The organism is Mesorhizobium sp. WSM3859, from assembly GCF_002295065.1.
In the GTDB taxonomy this organism is placed as follows: Bacteria; Pseudomonadota; Alphaproteobacteria; order Rhizobiales; family Rhizobiaceae; genus Mesorhizobium.
The window spans coordinates 65,193-81,407 of sequence record NZ_NSGG01000017.1 but is presented as its reverse complement, the minus strand read 5'-3'; the positions used below and the strand labels follow the sequence as shown (position 1 = coordinate 81,407).

Below are 16,215 nucleotides of genomic sequence, written 5' to 3'. Positions count from 1 at the left end.
TTCGCTTCGACGCGCCGGGTCAGTCCGCCGTCTGCGACTGCCTACGGCGTGCTTCTTTCTTGCGGCGCAGCACCTCGTCGGTTCCGACAATGTCCTTGGATCCGCCGGTGATCGCGGTGGAAACCACGGCCGGCGGATCGCTGGCCGGAAAACTGTCCTCGAGGCCGGACTGCAGCTGTTCCTCCAGCGTGTCCGGGTCCTCCGAGCGGCCTTCCGTGCGGCGGTCGTCGATCTCTTCCAGGTCGTGCTTGGCGTCGGGATGCTCACGCGCGTTGCGCAGCGTCGACACGACAAGTTCGACCGCGAACTCCTTCATGGCCTCGGCATCCGGCGCGGTCACGTCGGTCTCCTCGACCAGGCGCACCAGCGACTGTTCGATCCTGTCCAATTCGCGCATGCCCTGGCAGCGCGCCAGCTTTTGCGCCAACGCATTGATCAGCAGCGGACCGAAGGTCGAATAGGCCTGCATGCGGGTCTCATCGACGCGTTCGGGATGAAGTGAATGCAAGGACATTGTTGCCTCCGTTGAACATCCTGCGGCGACCGGCTGCCTGTTGCGGCGGCCGGTCCCAAGGTCAACTGGAGGACGGCGAAGATGTTCCATCCAGGCATTGATCTCGCGGGGGGAAATGAAATGGCGTCCGCGACCGCGGACGCCATTTTTGAACTCAGCGCTGGCCGCCCTTCCGGCCTGCTTCCGAGGCACGCTGACGGTCTTCGGCGAAGTTGCCGCTGCCGCCCCTGTGCTGGCCCGCGCTCCGCTGACCCATGTTGCGGTCTTCGGCCTGCTGCTGACCACCGCCGCGATGCTGATCCTCGCGGTTCTTGTGGCTCTGCTGGCCGGCCTTGACGTGCTGTTCGTGGGTTCCGCCTTGATTGGGCATATCCAATTCTCCGTTGGTTCGGATTTTTCTTCAGGGGTGAAATCAAGGACGCGTTCGACGTCCTTGATTAAGGGGAACAAGTGCCGGCAACCGATGTTCCGGTCGAAATATTTCGTGACTCCGCCCGACTGAAGTCCGACCCGGTGGGCGCATTGGGCTGGCTTGTGCAACCAATAGGCTTTCTGCGAATTGGTGGGCGGCCGACGAGAAACCCCTTCATCGCCGGTCGTCCTGGTGCCCGTCGATCGCCCCCCGCGCAATTCGGCGGGCACCAATATCCACGAACAAGAAGGCCGCGAAGCCGGTCTCGGAGCGAGACGACGTTTTGACCCATATCTCTGCAAAGCCCGCCCGGCAGGCTGCCGAAACCCTGCCTGCCAACGACAACAACCAAGCCGCCCTTGCCGATCTTTCGTTTCTCGATGTCATCAACGACGACGATCAGATCGCCGACATCGCGAGGCGTGCCGAGCGTCTCGGCCATGTGACGCTGATCATAATGGCGATCGGCCTGACGGCCGCGCCGTTGCTTTACCTCATGCTTGCGTGAGCAGTCCGGTCGGGCGTCTGGCTGTCCCGCGCCAGCCTCCGCAAGGCGCGTTGCTATCTTCCGGAGAAGAACGCGTCGAGCGTGGCTGCCGTTTCGATCGGCGACTCCTCCGGGAAGAAGTGACCGCCGGGCAAGGCGCCGCCGCTGACGTCGTCCGCCCAGTTCCGCCACTGCGCCTCCGGGCCGCCTTCCTCGACGTACCATTCGGCCAGCGCCCCATGCTCGCTCCATAGCGCCAGCAGCGGGCAGGCGATGCGCCGGCCGGTCTTCCTGTCGGCATGGTCATGGTCGCGGTCGAGGGACGCCGCCGCGCGATATTCTTCGCAAATGGCATGGATGTGCGCCGGGTCGCGCAGCGCGTCGACATAGAGTTGCCGCACCCCGGGCGGGAACGCGTCGGGCGACGATCCCCAGCCGGAAAGCGCATTGTCGACGATGGCATCGGCGGCGGCCGCAAGCATTGTCTCCGGCAGCGGCTCGGGTTGCGCCAACAACGACCATGGCCAGTAGCCCAGCGCCAGCCTTGCGTCGGCGCGGTCCCACGCATCGGCGGTGGGAATGATGTCGAGCACGGCGAGCTTCTCGACGCGGTCCGCATGTCGAGCGCCAGCCGATAGGCGACACGCCCGCCGCGATCGTGACCGGCGACCATGAAGCGCCTGAAACCCAATTTCTCCATCAGCACCACCATGTCGGCGGCCATGGCGCGTTTGGCATAGGGCGCATGATCGGCGGCCGACGGCGGGCAGGAGCTTCGCCCATAGCCGCGCAAATCGGCGCAGACGACAGTGAAATCGCGCGCCAGGCTCGGCGCCACGCCGCGCCACATCGCATGCGTCTGCGGAAAGCCGTGCAGCAGAAGCAGGCCGGGGCCGGCGCCGGCGCGGCGAGCGAAGATCCTGGCCTCACCGGTGTCGATCTCACGGCTGTCGAAATCGTCGAACATTGCTTGCCTCCGGTGTCTGGACCGGCGCCGGCTGCCTCAGGTCCAGGCCGAATCCAGCGTCAGCGACGCTTCGAAAATCTGGTCACGTTTTTCGTCGAGCACCTTGACCCTGATGGTCAGACGCCTGCCGGCCGGCATCTCGTCGCGGGCGACGTCGTGGAGGATGCGCAATGCCTCCATGCCGGCGCGCTCACGGCTGGCGAAGAGCTGTCCCTCAGTGTCTTCCTGGCTGTGCTCGGCGTTGTACAGGTCGAAATAGAAGCGTTGCATCGGCACGTTGGGTCCCCAATTTTGATGGTCAATTCGCGGAAGCGATCATGGTTCCAAACACCTGATCCTGAGGCAGAATCTGCGATGCGCCGGCTACGGCGCGGCATCGCTCGCAACCAGCATCGGCCTGCAGCGTTAGCAGTGGCGAACAGAGGACCGGCGGATGCTGGAATCGCTCTATCTCAATCTCGGCCAGCACGACGCCCTCTCGGACGAAGAGAAAGCGTTGCTCACGTCGACCTTGTCGATCGAGAAATATGTCGGCGTGGGGGAGGATATCGTTGCCGAAGGGACCAGGCCGACCTACAGCACGCTGATCATCGATGGGCTCGCCGCCCGCTACAAGGTTCTGGAGGACGGGGGCCGCCAGTTCACCTCGCTGCAGGTCGCGGGCGATTTCGTGGACCTGCATGCGTTCCTGCTGAAGACGATGGATCACGGCATCATCGCGTTGTCGCCCTGCCATGTGGTGGCCGCCGAGCATGGCAAGCTGAAGACGATCACCGAGCAGGCACCGCATCTCACCCGATTGCTCTGGCTGGACACGCTGGTCGACGGCGCCATCCATCGCGAATGGATCGTGGCCATGGGACGCCGCTCCAAGCTGTCTCATCTCGCGCATCTGATCTGCGAGCTGTTCGTCAGGCTTCAGGTGGTGAACAAGACCCGCGACATGAGCTTCCACCTGCCGCTGTCGCAGGCCCAGCTCGCCGACGTGCTGGGCTTGTCCGTCGTCCATATGAACAGGGTGATCGGCACGCTGCGCCGCCAGAATGTGATCAGCTGGACCGGCCATATGATCACGATCCTTGACTGGGAGCGGCTGGTGACGATCGCCGAATTCGATCCGACCTATCTCAGCATGACGCACGAGCCGAGATAGATCGGCCAGGACGGACCGGCCCTCTAGCTCCGCGGAACCTTGGAGCGCGACCACAGCTCGTCCAGCATGGTGAGCGCGGCACTCGGCGCGGCCGACTTCAACAGTCCCTGCTGCGCGGCGGCCTTCTTGAAGGCGGCAAAGGCAACGGCCGGCCGGCACGTGCCCGCGATCGCATCATCCACCAGCCGGGCTGCTTCGAGATAGGCCGGCGCTTCCTTGTTCTTCCATGTGCCGGCAAGCGCCTTCTTGGCCTCGGCCACCGTGGTGACCACCATCGTGCCGCCGCTGATGAAGCGGATGGTGAGGGGGAGGAAACGGCTCATGGGGTCCTCACCATCCGAGCCATTCGCGGGTGCGCCAGGCAAGGCCGACGAAGGGCGCCGCGGTGACCATGGCGGCGGTGAGGATGAGAAGAGGGCTGCTGATAGGCAAGGATTTCATTGATGCACCACAAGATTGGGATGGGCCTAAACGACGACGTCGCCGGTCGGTTGCATCCGGCCGGCCAGTCAGCACGACAAGCCTCGGGTTACATGTTGCTCGCGGGCCGGATCGGCGGCGCCGGCCGGTGTGGCGGCCGCGGACGCGGCCTGTGCGGCACATCGGCCAGCGAAGCGCGGATCACCCTCACGGGGGTTGGCGGCGCGGCGGAGCGCCGGCGCTGCAAAGCTGCCGACAGGCTGCCGATGAAAGTACGAACGTCCATGGGACTCCTCCTCGAGAGTCCCCCCAGTGACCAAGGGTTAGCACCCGGAACGGTCAGCCGCATTTAACTTTGATGTATGTCCGGCATCTCGGCAGGGTCGACGAGACGGGGCCAACCTTTTCTGGCGACAAGCGTTGTCCCCTGAAAGGAGACCACCATGCCGACCAGCAGTCGAACCAAACCAGACGCAGCCCAAAAATCAGTCGCCAGGAAGAAATCAGTCACCGGGGAGAAACCAGACACCGCCAAGGCCGCGCGCAGGCAGCGCAGCATCCAGCGTCAGGTCGATGCCACCGATCGCGGCAAGCCGAAGCCGAAAGCCTCCGGCGCGATGCAGGCGGGGGCGCGCCGGTATCCCGTGCCGCCCTTCCCGAAGCAGCATCATCCCAAGCCCGGCGAGGAATGGGCGATCGAGCCGGCGCCGCTCTATGACGCGCCGTTCTGGCAAGGATCAGGCAAGCTCAAGGACAAGGTCGCGCTCATCACCGGCGGCGACTCCGGCATCGGCCGCGCGGTCGCCGTGCTGTTCGCGCGCGAAGGCGCCGATGTCGCCATCGTCTATCTCAGCGAGGACCGCGACGCCAAGGCGACGAAGCAGGCGGTCGAGGCCGAGGGCAGGCGCTGCATCACGCTGCGCGGCGACGTCGCCAAACGCGCCTTCTGCCGCAAGGCGGTGGCCGAGACGGTCAAGGCCTTCGGCAGGTTCGACGTGCTCGTCAACAACGCGGCCTTCCAGGTTCACTCGGCCGACTTCGCCGATCTCACCGAAAAGCATTTCGACACCACGCTGAAGACCAATCTCTACGGCTACTTCCACATGGCGCAGGAAGCCGTGCCGCACATGAAACCGGGCTCGGCGATCATCAACACCGGTTCGGTCACCGGCATCGAAGGGTCGAAAGAACTGGTCGATTACTCGATGACCAAGGGCGGCATCCACGCTTTCACGCGCGCTCTCTCCGGCAACCTCATCGCGAAGGGCATCCGCGTCAACGCGGTGGCGCCCGGTCCGGTCTGGACGCCGCTCAATCCGTCGGAAAAGCAGGCGGAGGATGTTTCGCAGTTCGGCGCCAAGACGCCGATGAAGCGGCCCGCCCAGCCGGAGGAGATCGCGCCGGCCTATGTGTTCCTGGCCTCGCCGCAATGCTCCAGCTACATCACCGGCGAGATCCTGCCGATCATCGGGGGCTACTGACCATCAGGAGGATCCCATGAAGAAAGCGCTTTTCATAGTGGCCTTCGCTCTGATCCCGGCGCTGCCGGCGGCGGCGCAGACCGCCGCCCAGCCGCAGGATCAACTAACGCAGAACTGCCAGGTCAAGCCTGGCGCCAACGACCAGCAGCAAAAACAGAAGCAACTGGCCGCCACGGACGAACTGTCGAAGCAGCTCGGCGATTGCGGCGGCGTGTTGAAGCCGCCGCCGACCGGCGACAAGAACGCGACGACCCCGCCGCCGACCGGCAGCGAGATGCCGATTATCAAGCCGGGCGAGGTGCCGCCGCAGACGGGGCAATAGGGCTCGCGTCTTGAACGATGAGGATCAGTTCTTGCGCTTTTCGCTTTCGGCCGGCTTGAGGACCGGCGAGGCGTGCGCCTCGCGTATCATCCGCAGGGCTTCGTCCCGGGTGAGGCCGCATTTGCGGGCAAAATAAGCCGCCTCATGGATTTCCGCGCTGGAGGCCTCCGCGATGCCCGAACTGGCCTGTCTGTCTTTCTTCTTGGCCATCGGTTCACCGTGCCATGAATCACTTAGTCAGCTAAATATAAGCGGATTGTCCGTCATTGCAAAATTTCGGGCGGCGAGGCGTCGGCCGATGGCCAGGTTGCGTTGCGAACCTGCAGCCAAGTCGGCGAGGCCGTTCAAAATCGCTCGAACCGCTGCTCCACCTTGCGGGCGAATTTTTCCCGCTCCTCGTTGGAGATCTTTTCCACCGAGTATTTCGACAGATAGAGGTGCTTCTCCGTGCGTCCGCACATGGATTTCAAGCCGCGCAAAAGCACCTTCCTGCCCGGGTCCTGCATGTAGAGCCTGGTGTACCACCATGGCGAGCCGAAGGTGGTGACGACGCCCATCCGGCGGATGTTCAAAAGTGCCGGCTTGATCGTGCCGCCATCCGTCGGCAGGTCGAAGGCGACGCCCGGCCGCCACACGCGGTCGAAATATCCCTTCAGCACAGCGGGCATGCCCGACCACCACGTCGGGAAACAAAACACACACGCCTCCGCCCATTGCAACGCGTCGATATAGACCCGCAGGTCCGCCGGCGCTGGCGATGGACCGGCGTGCCCCTTCAACTCCTCGACCTGCATGACGGGATCGAATTTCATGGCATAGAGATCGAAATCGACGACCTCGTCGCCCCTGGCCTTGAGGATCCCCACGACACGCCTGTGAAGCGAGGCCACGTAGCTGTCCTGCGCCGGATGCGCGTAGACGACATTGACCTTCATCGCATGCCCCACGCGGCTCTGATCCCGCTTCGAGGCTAGTCGAACGCCGTTGGTTTGCCTAGGCTTCGACGAGTCTGGGCCGTGTTCGAAAGACGTGAAGGAACCGCATTGGTTGTGCTGGAAAGGCCACCTGGAACATTCCGGCTATGTCGCTGTTCACTCTAACCAGGAGAAACGGCCGTGACGGACGACAGGGTCAAACGCGACTTTCGAGACCGCGACCGCGTGGCGGACGAGGAGTATGAGGTGCGCTCTTCGCGAAGCAGCACCGGATCACTCCTGAGCAGGTTCGCGAGCTGATCAGCGAAAACGGCAACGACCGCAAGACGGTCGAGCGGGAGGCGAGGAAGCTGCGGGATTAACAGACATTCATCGCCCGGGCCGGCCGAGGCAGGACAGGTCTCGCAAACATTTGACGCCTGCCGGCGCCAACCGTGATCGCTCGCCCAATCATATGTTAAGGCGTCGCTCCGCCGAAGGTGTAAATTCGAGCAGTCGCCGCACAGAGCAAAGGCAAGCGCGCGCCGGAAGAGCCCATCACGCTTTCGCCAACCTCGAGGGAAGTGGAGCTCGATGAGCGACGGAGGAGGCGGCCATTATGCCGCGAAAGGTGAGTATCTCGATCACCGTCTGGAATGCCCGCACTGCGGAACTATCCGGTTGAACATCCCCAGGAACGTCCAATCCTCAACGCCGATCCATTGCGCCGAGTGCGGGGCCTATCTCGGCTCGTGGGACGAAATCCAGACCGACTTCGAGCGACAGGGAGGAACCGACGGAGTGTTTCGCCTGGCGAGCGGCCGCATCAGGCGGCTCGCTTAGTCAGGGCCGCTCCCGGTCAATGCCTATCTTTCAAAAAGCGGGCTTCGCGCACGAGCGACGGCCAGTCTGTACCGATCATGTTGATCAGTTCGCTCGCCTGCTCCTCAGTGATTCCCACGTCCCTGGCCAGCTTCTCAGCAAGCAGTCGTTTGTCGGCTTCGCTGTCATGCCCGTCCTTCTTCATGCGCACTCTCCATCGCTTTAAAGGTAAAGCGCAGGCTGAGGAGAAGTTTCGTCGGGCCAACTCGAAACACTTGGTATGAGCAATAAACCCGGAAGAGGGCCCACCCGCCAAGGCTGCTTGTGAAAATCGACGAGCTGCTAAGGAGGTAACCAAAGCGCGATAGCGGCGGCCCTAGATGCGCGTTGCCTCGTGGACACTCAGTCGCAGCTCAGGGCGGCGAGAGCTTCGCCAGGACCTCCAGGAGGCGCCACTCCGATGTCGGTTTCCCGGCATTGGGCACCCCCCCCCAGGACGGCCCCGCCGAAGAGTTCCGGCTTGTCATAGGCGCTTGCCACCGCAAAGGGCACGCCGCGGCTGCGCAAGGCCTCGGCTACCGGCGTGACGAGTTGGTCGCCTAAATTCACGTCGAGCAAGGCCACCGTCGGCAGTTCGTCTTCCAGCAGGCGGAGCGCGTCTGCGACTCTGGGGACCGGTCCCAGGACCCGCCATCCCAGGCGCTCGAGCATGACCTTAAGCTCCATCGCGATGATGAATTCATCTTCGACGATCAGGATGGTCTTTTGCACCGGCCATCAATCTGGGCGAGCGGCCCTTTCGAGTGGGACGACGATCTCTGCTTCGAAACCTTCGGTTCGATAATTCTGTTCCACCCGGCCACCGAGATTGTATGCGATGGCGAATTGAATGAGCTGGGTGCCGTACCCTGTCGAGGTGGGCTTGCGTACAGGCGGGCCGCCGCTCTCGCGCCAGGACAATCGCAGCAATGGATGATCGCCTTGCTCGACCTCCCATCGTATTCGAACCGTGCCGGCCTGAGCTGACAAAGCCCCATACTTGACGGCGTTGGTTGCCAGTTCGTGCAGCAGAAGGCTTAGCGACGTCATCTCCTTCGAGACCAACGTCACTGACGGGCCGGGCTCGATGATGATCGTCTCCGGAGCGGTATGGAACGGTTTCGTCGCGCGCGCCACCAAGGCTTCGAGACCGTCTTCGCCATGATCGCTGAATGCCAGGTCATTTGCATCAACAACGGCTTGCAGCCGGCCGAGGAACGCGCTGCGATATTCCTCTGCCGAAATGCCTTCCGTCTTCGTTTGGTTGGCCAGCGCCCGCACCAGCCCGAGCAGGTTCTTGAGCCGGTGCCGCAATTCTCCAAAGACCGCCTCGAACTCCGCTTCTTTCCGGCTTCTGTCCGTAATGTCGACGATCGACAGCAACATGAGGTGGCTGACGTTGTCCGGATTGAACACGGTGCGCGCTGTAAGAAGCATGACTTTTATCCCGATCTGCGGAAAATCATGCGTCACTTTGTAATCGATCACCGCTGCGCTTTTCGGGATCACCTCTCCAAGGAGATGACGCAGCTCGGGGATATCCCATTGACCGTTGCCGAGGTCGTACAGGTGCTGTCCGATCGTGTCGTAACGCTCGACCCCGAATGTTCTGAAGAAGGCGCGGTTGGCGCTCTGCACAGTCAGGGCGGAGTCCAGCACCAGCATGGGATCGGGAACAGTGTCGACAATGCCTTGGGCCTGCACCTGACCTGTCCGCAGAATCCGGTAGAGGTCTTCCAAATCCATTGCCGAAATACCCGTTAGCCCGACAGGCTATAAGCTTGCCGCCGATCATACAACCGCGCTTTGCCAAAGCGAAGATCGCGCGACGCGGTTTTATGGCATCGGCGCCAGGCTCCGCATTCCTCGAGTTTCCACCCGCGGCTGTTCCCGGAACAATCGCGCCAGCGCCGGGTTTTGTTTGGCGGGCCGCACAGCGGACCTGGCGGCAAAGAGAACAGGGCTGGTTTCTCCGGCTTCCTGCCCTGGCTTGGGTGGCAAATGGCAGAAAAGACACAAACCAACAAAGCCGACACCCAACCGCGCTCGGTCCGTGCCCGAAACAGGTGAGGGGACGATGCCGCGCTGGGTCGACGAAGGCTGGATACTGCTGAAGGAAAGCGTCACCGGCTACATCAACGACAATGCGCTGAGCCACGGCGCGGCGATGGCTTTCTACGCCACCACGTCGCTGGCGCCGATCCTGTTGATCGTCGTCGCGATCGCCGGTTTCTTCATCGGCAACGATGCCGCCCAGCTGGCGCTGTCGGCCGAGATATCGGGCGTGATGGGGCCCCAGAGCGCGGACCTGCTGAAGGCCACGATAGAGACCGCTTCGCATGGCTGGTCGAGCGCGCTTGCCACGCTGATCGGGTTGGTGACGCTTTTGGTCACCGCGTCGGGTGTCTTCGGCGAGATGCAGCAGTCGCTCAACGAAATCTGGAGGGTCGAGCCCACCAGCGTGTCGCTTTCGCGCCTGGTGCGGGCGAGGGCGGCCAGCCTCGGCCTCGTGGCTGCGCTCGGCTTCCTGCTGCTTGTCTCGCTTGCCGCCAGCACCGCGATCTCGGCGCTTGGCGAGATCATCAACCGGAGCCTGCCGTTCGGAGAACTGATCGTCAGTGTGATCAACACGATCGTCTCCTTCGCGCTGATCGCGCTGCTCTTCGCCGCCATCTACAAGGTCCTGCCGGACCGGACACTCAAATGGCGCGATGTCGGCGTCGGCGCGCTGGTCACCGCGCTGCTCTTCACCATCGGCAAGTCGCTGATCGGCTGGTATATCGGCACCAGCGCCATCGCCACTTCCTATGGCGCGGCCGGCGCGCTGATGGTGGTGCTGGTCTGGGTCTACTATTCGGCGCAGATATTCCTGTTCGGCGCCGAGATCACGCGCGCCTATTCGGTGCGCCGCGGCAGCCGGCCGGATCTCGCGCCAGTGGTGGCCGCCGATCCGCCAGCGGCCGCCGCCGCCCCGCCGCCGTCGCGCGGCGCCTCCGGCATCGAAGTCGCCGTGTGGATCGTCATCGCCTGCGTGATCACCGCGCTGATGTCGCAAACCGGCGCCGACAGGCCGAACCGCCCACGGTAAAACTGCCGTGTTTGCCAAATGAGACCCATCCTGGAAAAGGCGCATCCTTGCGTCGCTCTGGTCAATGGAAGACCTTGCGAGAAGATCAATGCCCATGCGCTGAGGCCCGGCAAGCCTTGTGAGAAGCGCATCGCCTGAGTGCGGGAACATCGGTTCCAAGCTGACGTTGAGTCCGATGGAAGCGACCGGCGACCACATTACCGAAGCGATCGACCGAGCCGACAAGCTTCGGGCCGAAAACGAGAAAATCCGCGCCAAGGTCAAAGCCGAAGCCGACCGCGCGCGGAAGCTTGTTGAGGAAGTGAACGAGCTTCTTCAGCAGTCCAGAAATTCGAGCTGAGACGCTACCGTTTTCGCCGTTGCCTTACCGCTCCTCCTGACGCTTCTCGATTTGGTAAGATAACCAGCGGCAGAACATTCCGGCGATCGAGGTCGCCGCACCGCCGAGCAGGCAGGCGACCAGCAGCGGGCTTTGCGATGCGCTCGACCAGCTTACGATGGCGAGCAATATCACGCTGACCGTCGAGACCAGATAGCCTATGCCTTTCAGCAGGTGGAGCGACGCTTTTGTCATCGCAGGGGTTTCCGCTTACGGCAACTCCCGGCCAGCGCCGAAGTTCCATGGGTCGATGGTGAGTTCGGGAAGACAGGCCCTGAGGCTTGCCTTCCCGGATGGCGTGGCAACTTGCTCGAAACTCAGGCTGCCTCCGCCGCGACGTTGACCGCGGATTCGGCGAGCTTGGTGAGCGCGACGTCCGTTTCCTTCTCTTCGTTCAGCGTCTTGTCGAGCAAGGTGACGGCCTCGGTCAGGCCGAGTTCCTGCGCCCAGGTCCTGAGCGTGCCGTAGCGCGAAATCTCATAGTGCTCGACGGCCTGCGCCGCGGCCAGCAGTCCTGCATCGAGCGAGGGCGAGCCCTTGTACTCGTCCATGATCTCGGCGCCTTCCTCGGTGATGCCCATGATCGCCTGGCAGGTCTTGCCCACCGGCTTCTTGTCGATCACCTCGAACACTTCCTCGAGCCGCGTGACATGTTCTTCGGTCTGGTCGCGGTGCTTTTCGAAGGCGGCCCTCAGCGCGTCGTCCTGCGCCGCCTTGGCCATCTTGGGCAGCGTTGCCAGGATCTTCTTCTCGGCGAAATAAATGTCTTTCAGCGTGTCGTGGAACAGTTCGTTGAGGCCCTTGTTCGAGGCCGCCTTGGTAGTCGCCATCTGCGCATCTCCTGAGTTGGTGGATAATCAATCCAACACAGTTTTTTCGAACTTGTTCCCAACAGAATTTTTTCGGCGAAAGCGGCCGGGAAGCTCATTTGTTGTTGACCATTGCCCGAGGAAACCGGGAGCCGATCGAAGGAGGCATCGGCGCCCGTTCAGCGGGCGCGTTTTCGCTTGAAGGACTTCATTCCCTTGGTCAGGGAGGCCTTGGCTTGGGCAGCGTTCTGCCAGCCTTTCAGTTTGATCTTCTTGCCGGTGCCCAGCGCCGAGGAAAGGAAGAACTGCTCGATTTCCCGGCGAAGATTCTCGGGCACATCGGCGGACACCACGGGTTCATCCGGCGCGTCTTCCTTGTGAGGGCAGAAGATGTACCTGTCGTTGCGGACCTTCGAGCCGTCGGGATCGCGCTGTTTTACCCTGAGCGCGCCCAGCAGGTCGCATTTTATGACGACGCCCGGAGCGGCGACGGCCTGATGGATGACGAGCCCGTCCAGCGGATCGCCATCGTCTCCCAGCGTCGATGGCACGAAGCCCCAGTCGTACGGATAGGTGTGGCCCACCGGAAGCGGGCGGGAATATTCGAACACACCGGTCTTCGGCTCATAGGCGAGCTTGGCGGCCGATCCCCGCGGCGTCTCAACGACCACGCGGAAGAGGTTGCGGGAGATAGCCGGAAGCGTCAGATAATCAGCCATCGAAAAGACCGGAGCCAGGACCAAACCACCTTGCGCAAGGTGAACTTCGCCGGCACTTAAATGTTCCGCGGCGATGGCCGGCTGAATGATCGAGCCGGGAGGGTTTGCGTTGTTCCGTGCGGAACCAACCCTTACGGCCGACACTCCGGAACTCGAAGACGCCGGGGCGCAGAGGATCTGCTAATTTGTGGCGCGGTTGATCCCCCGCACCGTATCCCGGCCATCACGACTAAGGCGTTATCGGATACCAAGAAATCCGAGGATGGCAAGGACGATGACGATTGCTCCTATGAGCCAGATGATATTGTTCATGTCTTCTCTCCCATTGCTTGATGAGGGCTGCCCGTCGCAGGCTTCGCCTTCGACCAACGGGAGCAAGTTGCTTCCGTTCCCAATGTGGGCCCACGGTCCCGCGCGGCCTGGACTGAAGTCCTAACGGTGCCTCGCTTGCTCTTCCCCTGACATTGCTCTCAAGATTTTTGCCGCCTTCTGGGAGAAGCATCGCCCGCCGGCGGTAGCCTGTGGGCGGGCTGTACCGCAGAGCTCAGCTGAATTCAGGCAGCATCGCTTCGTGCCGGAACATAAGCGCCGCTCGCCGGTTTGGTGCGCGGCGGCATCCCCGAAGCCCGCCGCCATCGGGGTTCCCAAACCTCCCGATAGAAGCCCGCCCGCTCACCCTCCGGGCGGGCTTCTCCATTTCGAGAGAGATCGGTTTCAGCACAGGAGAGACCGTCATGGCAGGCAAGACAACGCACGACCAGCAGCAACGCATCATCGAGGAGCGCGTCAATACCAAGAACGCCGGCAAGGATTTTAACGCCGAGGAAGAGCTGAAGCGGCCGCGCCAGGAGCGGGCCGCCCGTGCGAAAGGCAGCGCCTTGAAACCTGGCGAGCGCGATCTGATCGATCCCGACGACAGGCAGATGTTGCGCGGCGAGAATCAGGAATCCCCGCACCGGAAACGGCGCGGTGACTGATGCGTGTCCGCTGGTAAGGCGAAGCCGGTTTGGAAACAGCGCCTTAACGCGGCTCGCGGGTCATCGAGAGATTAGACCGGGTCGAATTCGGCGATCTGCTGCAGCTTCTGCCAGTCGAGGATCGTCACGTTTATGATTCGCTCAGGCGATCACGCCGCTATTGCCGCGCGATCCTTATGCAGCGCGCTCAAGGACATGTGCGACCTGTTCAACCCGCTACAGTGCAGGAAACTTCATATGAGGCTAATTAAACGCGACGTGCTTTAGGGCTTGAGCGTCCCGTCGGAAGGCTGCTTCGAAACAATCGGCAAACCGGGGCGCACCAGACGCTCGGTGCTGCGCAGCAATTCGCGAGAGCGCTCGATAGCGTCTTTGCTGCCTTGGATCAGGTGACCCTGGAAACGATCGCGCGCCTGCGGCAACGCAGCTCTGGTCTGAGGCACCGCGCTCTCCCGGTTCAGACGGGAGCGCGTTCGTTGTCTCTCAGCCGCCAATGATGTCCAGGGAATGGTTACCGGCGATGAGGGTAACCTAGAGCCTATCCGCCGTCGATCAAGTGCAGGCGGGCGCGTTCAACCGGTGATGTCCCAGGTGGCTGGCTTCGGACCATCACCAACTGCTGGGCAAGAAACCTCGATTGCTCGACAAAAGCCCATGTCTGCTCTCTCATGCGGATGTTTTCGACGCGCAAGGCTATCGCTCGCTCAATGGCCAGAAGATTTGCCTCGAGAACATCCATGGGGGTAACAAATGACGATCGCGTCTGAAAGTTCCTCCTCGAAGCACGACTATGTCGAATTTGAAACCAGGATGTCACCTGGCGAGAGGCGACGGGTCGCTATTGGCTTGTGGAAAGCGACGCCAATGGCGCGGGAGGAGAGTCGTAGCCGGGTTCCGAATCCGGATACTCCACGACCTGGCATGTCTGTGATTTCATCCCTTCGTGCCGGCGGTGGAGCAATGGCCTTGGACGCGCACTTCGTCCTGCGTGCCGCGCTGGAGCAGGGCCGTATGGTGTCTTGTGCAAAACTCCGCCCCGACATGGAGATACGCGGCCGCCTGGGGCAGGCAGGTTGATCGGCCGACGAAAAAGGGCGCTGCCGCGAGGCAACGCCCTTCCTTCGGCAAGGCCGACTGCTACCAGCCTTGGCGGTCGTACCAGTCATCGATGTCGCGGCGCACGCGATCTTTCTCGATGCCGTAGCGTTCCTGGATCTTGCCTTCGAGCTGGTCGCGCTTTCCCGCGATGCGGTCGAGGTCGTCGTCGGTGAGCTTGCCCCACTGTTCCTTGACCTTGCCCTTCACCTGTTTCCAATTGCCTTCCACACGGTTCCAATCCATTTGCCTGACCTCCTGTTGGACACGCAAGGCTAACGGCAGCGCGGTCGCGAGGTTCCTGCCGAAAGGCTTTTTCTCCCGCGATGTCGGGCGCTGGATTCCGTGAACTGGTGCAGGTCATGCGACCGTCACGGTGACGTGGCAAATCAGCTAGCGCAGAACGTACGGCCTCCCGTGACTTGCCCTTTGGTCGGCTTGCCCTCCGGCCCGCTTGATTGTTTGCAAGACCGCTCTGCCCGGCTTGCGACCGGCTTCTTTTTGCCGCATCGGTACAGCGTGGACGGCGCCGCCGAACCTCAAAAATCCCGCAGCGGCGGGAACATTCCCTCGGCGCCGTTGTTCTCCAAGGCAGGATGGCGCGCAGCCCCGCTCCCCCCCCGCGAACGGCGCGCCACCGACCGGGTCCAGACCCGAGCAAAGCCCGCCTCGGCCGTCCCTCGCCGGGGCGGGCTCTATTTTGACGAGATTGGAAGGATCATGCTTCACCAGGCAGCAAAGATCGCCGAGCAGGCTCACCAGGGCCAGAAAGACAAGACCGGGCGGCCCTATATCGAACATCTGAGGCGCGTTGCCGATGCGGTCGAGACGCTCGACGAAAAGACCGTTGCCTACCTGCATGACGTTGTCGAGAAAGGCGACGCCTGGACGTTGGAAAGGTTGCAGGGCGCCGGCTTCGGTCAGTCGGTGGTGGCCGCGGTCGATGCGCTGACGCGGCGCATGGACGAGAGCGAGGAGGGCTTCCTCTGCCGCGCCGCCTCGAATGAGCTGGCATTGCCGGTGAAGATAGCCGATCTGCGCGACAATCTCTGGCAGGCGCACCAGGCGGGCGTGGAGCCCAAGAAATACGAAACCGGCCTCGCCATCCTGGACCATCTGGATTCCAGGGACTGAAGCCGGACTTAAGCCCTGCGCTTTGGAAGTATTATGCCGCAAGCCCTTGTCGATGAAGAAATTAAGCGCTATATAGGTCAAATCGATCTTGCTGAAAGAACGTTGTTTTCGCGCAAAATTGCGCCCCTACGATCTTCCCTCTCAATTTCGAAGAATTCGTCGCCTGGCGGTTGCTGGGCGCGTATAATTTTGCGTCGATTTGTAAGGAGATCGCAATGACTACAGGAACGGTGAAGTTCTTCAATTCCACCAAGGGTTTTGGCTTTATCGAGCAGGGTGGCGGCCAGCCGGACGTGTTCGTTCATATCTCAGCCGTGGAGCGTGCGGGAATGCGTTCCCTCGTCGAAGGCCAGAAGGTCAGCTTCGACGTCGTGAAGGATGCCCGCAGCGGCAAAAGCTCGGCCGAGAATTTGCAAGCCGCCTGATCACGGCGCCTCGGGGTCCTTGACCACGGATGTACTGGCATAGGCCGCGGAGGCGCGT

At 62.4% G+C, this 16,215-nt stretch carries 26 protein-coding genes and 1 pseudogene; 10 read left to right on the top strand and 17 right to left on the bottom strand.

Annotation, left to right across the window (positions count from 1 at the left end; genetic code table 11):
* Window positions 1-19 precede the first annotated feature (19 nt).
* Together CK230_RS27950 and CK230_RS27945 are read right to left on the bottom strand one after the other, a co-directional pair.
* The gene (locus CK230_RS27950) at window positions 20-514 is read right to left on the bottom strand and encodes a hypothetical protein (RefSeq protein WP_141246123.1); all 495 of its coding nucleotides are present in this window, start codon (window positions 512-514) and stop codon (window positions 20-22) included.
* A gap of 154 nt (window positions 515-668) precedes the next feature.
* A complete protein-coding gene (locus CK230_RS27945) occupies window positions 669-770 on the bottom strand; it encodes a KGG domain-containing protein (protein ID WP_082056318.1) in 102 nt (33 codons plus the stop codon).
* Between the two features lie 439 nt (window positions 771-1,209).
* Here CK230_RS27945 and CK230_RS27935 point away from each other — a divergent pair, with 439 nt between their 5' ends.
* On the top strand, window positions 1,210-1,434 hold the full coding sequence (locus CK230_RS27935) for a hypothetical protein (RefSeq protein ID WP_095820029.1): 225 nt from the start codon (window positions 1,210-1,212) through the stop codon (window positions 1,432-1,434).
* A gap of 53 nt (window positions 1,435-1,487) precedes the next feature.
* Here CK230_RS27935 and CK230_RS27930 read toward each other — a convergent pair.
* Window positions 1,488-2,380 (bottom strand): annotated as a pseudogene (locus tag CK230_RS27930) (alpha/beta hydrolase).
* Window positions 2,381-2,416: 36 nt separating this feature from the next.
* Window positions 2,417-2,650, bottom strand: coding sequence for a hypothetical protein (locus CK230_RS27925; protein ID WP_095820028.1), 234 nt, complete (start codon window positions 2,648-2,650; stop codon window positions 2,417-2,419).
* 163 nt (window positions 2,651-2,813) lie between these two features.
* Here CK230_RS27925 and CK230_RS27920 point away from each other — a divergent pair, with 163 nt between their 5' ends.
* Complete coding sequence (locus CK230_RS27920; RefSeq protein WP_095820027.1) at window positions 2,814-3,533, top strand: Crp/Fnr family transcriptional regulator; 720 nt, start codon at window positions 2,814-2,816, stop codon at window positions 3,531-3,533.
* A 23-nt stretch (window positions 3,534-3,556) separates the two neighbouring features.
* Here the strand turns inward: CK230_RS27920 and CK230_RS27915 are convergent, their stop codons facing one another.
* Window positions 3,557-3,856 (bottom strand): DUF982 domain-containing protein, encoded by a 300-nt coding sequence (locus tag CK230_RS27915; protein WP_095820026.1) that lies wholly within the window; start codon window positions 3,854-3,856, stop codon window positions 3,557-3,559.
* A 206-nt stretch (window positions 3,857-4,062) separates the two neighbouring features.
* Complete coding sequence (locus CK230_RS33315; protein ID WP_176480250.1) at window positions 4,063-4,239, bottom strand: hypothetical protein; 177 nt, start codon at window positions 4,237-4,239, stop codon at window positions 4,063-4,065.
* 157 nt (window positions 4,240-4,396) lie between these two features.
* Here CK230_RS33315 and CK230_RS27905 point away from each other — a divergent pair, with 157 nt between their 5' ends.
* Together CK230_RS27905 and CK230_RS27900 are read left to right on the top strand one after the other, a co-directional pair.
* Window positions 4,397-5,434: an SDR family oxidoreductase gene (locus CK230_RS27905; RefSeq protein ID WP_095820024.1), complete on the top strand. Its 1,038-nt coding sequence runs from the start codon at window positions 4,397-4,399 to the stop codon at window positions 5,432-5,434.
* A 16-nt stretch (window positions 5,435-5,450) separates the two neighbouring features.
* Complete coding sequence (locus tag CK230_RS27900) at window positions 5,451-5,756, top strand: hypothetical protein (RefSeq protein ID WP_095820023.1); 306 nt, start codon at window positions 5,451-5,453, stop codon at window positions 5,754-5,756.
* A 24-nt stretch (window positions 5,757-5,780) separates the two neighbouring features.
* Here CK230_RS27900 and CK230_RS27895 read toward each other — a convergent pair whose 3' ends face one another.
* Both CK230_RS27895 and CK230_RS27890 read right to left on the bottom strand, forming a co-directional pair.
* Window positions 5,781-5,966: a hypothetical protein gene (locus CK230_RS27895; RefSeq protein WP_095820022.1), complete on the bottom strand. Its 186-nt coding sequence runs from the start codon at window positions 5,964-5,966 to the stop codon at window positions 5,781-5,783.
* A gap of 134 nt (window positions 5,967-6,100) precedes the next feature.
* Complete coding sequence (locus tag CK230_RS27890; RefSeq protein WP_095820021.1) at window positions 6,101-6,691, bottom strand: NAD(P)H-dependent oxidoreductase; 591 nt, start codon at window positions 6,689-6,691, stop codon at window positions 6,101-6,103.
* A 573-nt stretch (window positions 6,692-7,264) separates the two neighbouring features.
* Here CK230_RS27890 and CK230_RS27880 point away from each other — a divergent pair.
* Window positions 7,265-7,513 (top strand): hypothetical protein, encoded by a 249-nt coding sequence (locus tag CK230_RS27880; RefSeq protein WP_095820020.1) that lies wholly within the window; start codon window positions 7,265-7,267, stop codon window positions 7,511-7,513.
* A gap of 16 nt (window positions 7,514-7,529) precedes the next feature.
* Here the strand turns inward: CK230_RS27880 and CK230_RS33310 are convergent, their stop codons facing one another.
* The 3 genes from CK230_RS33310 to CK230_RS27865 all read right to left on the bottom strand — a co-directional run bounded on the left by CK230_RS33310 (window position 7,530) and on the right by CK230_RS27865 (window position 9,277).
* Window positions 7,530-7,697, bottom strand: a complete 168-nt coding sequence (locus CK230_RS33310; protein ID WP_095820019.1) for a hypothetical protein — start codon at window positions 7,695-7,697, stop codon at window positions 7,530-7,532.
* A gap of 197 nt (window positions 7,698-7,894) precedes the next feature.
* Complete coding sequence (locus CK230_RS27870; RefSeq protein ID WP_348629173.1) at window positions 7,895-8,263, bottom strand: response regulator; 369 nt, start codon at window positions 8,261-8,263, stop codon at window positions 7,895-7,897.
* Window positions 8,264-8,269: 6 nt separating this feature from the next.
* Window positions 8,270-9,277, bottom strand: a complete 1,008-nt coding sequence (locus tag CK230_RS27865) for an HWE histidine kinase domain-containing protein (RefSeq protein ID WP_095820018.1) — start codon at window positions 9,275-9,277, stop codon at window positions 8,270-8,272.
* 331 nt (window positions 9,278-9,608) lie between these two features.
* Here CK230_RS27865 and CK230_RS27860 point away from each other — a divergent pair, with 331 nt between their 5' ends.
* Together CK230_RS27860 and CK230_RS33305 are read left to right on the top strand one after the other, a co-directional pair.
* The gene (locus CK230_RS27860) at window positions 9,609-10,619 is read left to right on the top strand and encodes a YihY/virulence factor BrkB family protein (RefSeq protein ID WP_095820017.1); all 1,011 of its coding nucleotides are present in this window, start codon (window positions 9,609-9,611) and stop codon (window positions 10,617-10,619) included.
* Between the two features lie 175 nt (window positions 10,620-10,794).
* Window positions 10,795-10,959, top strand: coding sequence for a hypothetical protein (locus CK230_RS33305; RefSeq protein WP_176480249.1), 165 nt, complete (start codon window positions 10,795-10,797; stop codon window positions 10,957-10,959).
* 24 nt (window positions 10,960-10,983) lie between these two features.
* Here the strand turns inward: CK230_RS33305 and CK230_RS27855 are convergent, their stop codons facing one another.
* The 3 genes from CK230_RS27855 to CK230_RS27845 form a co-directional block, all read right to left on the bottom strand.
* The gene (locus CK230_RS27855; protein WP_095820016.1) at window positions 10,984-11,193 is read right to left on the bottom strand and encodes a hypothetical protein; all 210 of its coding nucleotides are present in this window, start codon (window positions 11,191-11,193) and stop codon (window positions 10,984-10,986) included.
* Between the two features lie 122 nt (window positions 11,194-11,315).
* Window positions 11,316-11,828 (bottom strand): ferritin-like domain-containing protein, encoded by a 513-nt coding sequence (locus tag CK230_RS27850; protein ID WP_095820015.1) that lies wholly within the window; start codon window positions 11,826-11,828, stop codon window positions 11,316-11,318.
* Window positions 11,829-11,986: 158 nt separating this feature from the next.
* The gene (locus tag CK230_RS27845; RefSeq protein ID WP_245430078.1) at window positions 11,987-12,670 is read right to left on the bottom strand and encodes an inorganic diphosphatase; all 684 of its coding nucleotides are present in this window, start codon (window positions 12,668-12,670) and stop codon (window positions 11,987-11,989) included.
* A gap of 590 nt (window positions 12,671-13,260) precedes the next feature.
* On the opposite strand from CK230_RS27845, the gene CK230_RS27840 reads away from it, so the two are divergent.
* Window positions 13,261-13,503 carry a hypothetical protein gene (locus tag CK230_RS27840; RefSeq protein ID WP_095820014.1) on the top strand — a complete coding sequence of 81 codons (243 nt, stop codon included), beginning with the start codon at window positions 13,261-13,263 and terminating at the stop codon, window positions 13,501-13,503.
* Window positions 13,504-13,766: 263 nt separating this feature from the next.
* Here the strand turns inward: CK230_RS27840 and CK230_RS32795 are convergent, their stop codons facing one another.
* From CK230_RS32795 to CK230_RS27830, 3 genes are all read right to left on the bottom strand, one after another.
* Window positions 13,767-13,946: a hypothetical protein gene (locus CK230_RS32795; protein WP_141246122.1), complete on the bottom strand. Its 180-nt coding sequence runs from the start codon at window positions 13,944-13,946 to the stop codon at window positions 13,767-13,769.
* Window positions 13,947-14,041: 95 nt separating this feature from the next.
* A complete protein-coding gene (locus CK230_RS27835; protein ID WP_095820013.1) occupies window positions 14,042-14,242 on the bottom strand; it encodes a hypothetical protein in 201 nt (66 codons plus the stop codon).
* A gap of 398 nt (window positions 14,243-14,640) precedes the next feature.
* A complete protein-coding gene (locus tag CK230_RS27830) occupies window positions 14,641-14,844 on the bottom strand; it encodes a CsbD family protein (protein ID WP_095820012.1) in 204 nt (67 codons plus the stop codon).
* Between the two features lie 474 nt (window positions 14,845-15,318).
* Between CK230_RS27830 and CK230_RS27825 the strand changes: the two genes are divergently transcribed.
* Together CK230_RS27825 and CK230_RS27820 are read left to right on the top strand one after the other, a co-directional pair.
* Complete coding sequence (locus CK230_RS27825; protein WP_095820011.1) at window positions 15,319-15,732, top strand: HD domain-containing protein; 414 nt, start codon at window positions 15,319-15,321, stop codon at window positions 15,730-15,732.
* Window positions 15,733-15,947: 215 nt separating this feature from the next.
* On the top strand, window positions 15,948-16,157 hold the full coding sequence (locus tag CK230_RS27820; protein WP_027169760.1) for a cold-shock protein: 210 nt from the start codon (window positions 15,948-15,950) through the stop codon (window positions 16,155-16,157).
* Window positions 16,158-16,215 lie beyond the last annotated feature (58 nt).

Bases quoted from the DNA above. Each gene is read 5' to 3' on its own strand.
- CK230_RS27850 (WP_095820015.1), bottom strand. From the start codon at position 11,828: ATGGCGACTACCAAGGCGGCCTCGAACAAGGGCCTCAACGAACTGTTC.
- CK230_RS27890 (WP_095820021.1), bottom strand. From the start codon at position 6,691: ATGAAGGTCAATGTCGTCTACGCGCATCCGGCGCAGGACAGCTACGTG.
- CK230_RS27895 (WP_095820022.1), bottom strand. From the start codon at position 5,966: ATGGCCAAGAAGAAAGACAGACAGGCCAGTTCGGGCATCGCGGAGGCC.
- CK230_RS27945 (WP_082056318.1), bottom strand. From the start codon at position 770: ATGGGTCAGCGGAGCGCGGGCCAGCACAGGGGCGGCAGCGGCAACTTC.
- CK230_RS27865 (WP_095820018.1), bottom strand. From the start codon at position 9,277: ATGGATTTGGAAGACCTCTACCGGATTCTGCGGACAGGTCAGGTGCAG.
- CK230_RS27860 (WP_095820017.1), top strand. From the start codon at position 9,609: ATGCCGCGCTGGGTCGACGAAGGCTGGATACTGCTGAAGGAAAGCGTC.
- CK230_RS27835 (WP_095820013.1), bottom strand. From the start codon at position 14,242: ATGGATGTTCTCGAGGCAAATCTTCTGGCCATTGAGCGAGCGATAGCC.
- CK230_RS27855 (WP_095820016.1), bottom strand. From the start codon at position 11,193: ATGACAAAAGCGTCGCTCCACCTGCTGAAAGGCATAGGCTATCTGGTC.
- CK230_RS33315 (WP_176480250.1), bottom strand. From the start codon at position 4,239: ATGGACGTTCGTACTTTCATCGGCAGCCTGTCGGCAGCTTTGCAGCGC.
- CK230_RS27920 (WP_095820027.1), top strand. From the start codon at position 2,814: ATGCTGGAATCGCTCTATCTCAATCTCGGCCAGCACGACGCCCTCTCG.
- CK230_RS27830 (WP_095820012.1), bottom strand. From the start codon at position 14,844: ATGGATTGGAACCGTGTGGAAGGCAATTGGAAACAGGTGAAGGGCAAG.
- CK230_RS27925 (WP_095820028.1), bottom strand. From the start codon at position 2,650: ATGCAACGCTTCTATTTCGACCTGTACAACGCCGAGCACAGCCAGGAA.
- CK230_RS33305 (WP_176480249.1), top strand. From the start codon at position 10,795: ATGGAAGCGACCGGCGACCACATTACCGAAGCGATCGACCGAGCCGAC.
- CK230_RS27825 (WP_095820011.1), top strand. From the start codon at position 15,319: ATGCTTCACCAGGCAGCAAAGATCGCCGAGCAGGCTCACCAGGGCCAG.
- CK230_RS27880 (WP_095820020.1), top strand. From the start codon at position 7,265: ATGAGCGACGGAGGAGGCGGCCATTATGCCGCGAAAGGTGAGTATCTC.
- CK230_RS27840 (WP_095820014.1), top strand. From the start codon at position 13,261: ATGGCAGGCAAGACAACGCACGACCAGCAGCAACGCATCATCGAGGAG.
- CK230_RS27820 (WP_027169760.1), top strand. From the start codon at position 15,948: ATGACTACAGGAACGGTGAAGTTCTTCAATTCCACCAAGGGTTTTGGC.
- CK230_RS27900 (WP_095820023.1), top strand. From the start codon at position 5,451: ATGAAGAAAGCGCTTTTCATAGTGGCCTTCGCTCTGATCCCGGCGCTG.
- CK230_RS33310 (WP_095820019.1), bottom strand. From the start codon at position 7,697: ATGAAGAAGGACGGGCATGACAGCGAAGCCGACAAACGACTGCTTGCT.
- CK230_RS27950 (WP_141246123.1), bottom strand. From the start codon at position 514: ATGTCCTTGCATTCACTTCATCCCGAACGCGTCGATGAGACCCGCATG.
- CK230_RS27905 (WP_095820024.1), top strand. From the start codon at position 4,397: ATGCCGACCAGCAGTCGAACCAAACCAGACGCAGCCCAAAAATCAGTC.
- CK230_RS27915 (WP_095820026.1), bottom strand. From the start codon at position 3,856: ATGAGCCGTTTCCTCCCCCTCACCATCCGCTTCATCAGCGGCGGCACG.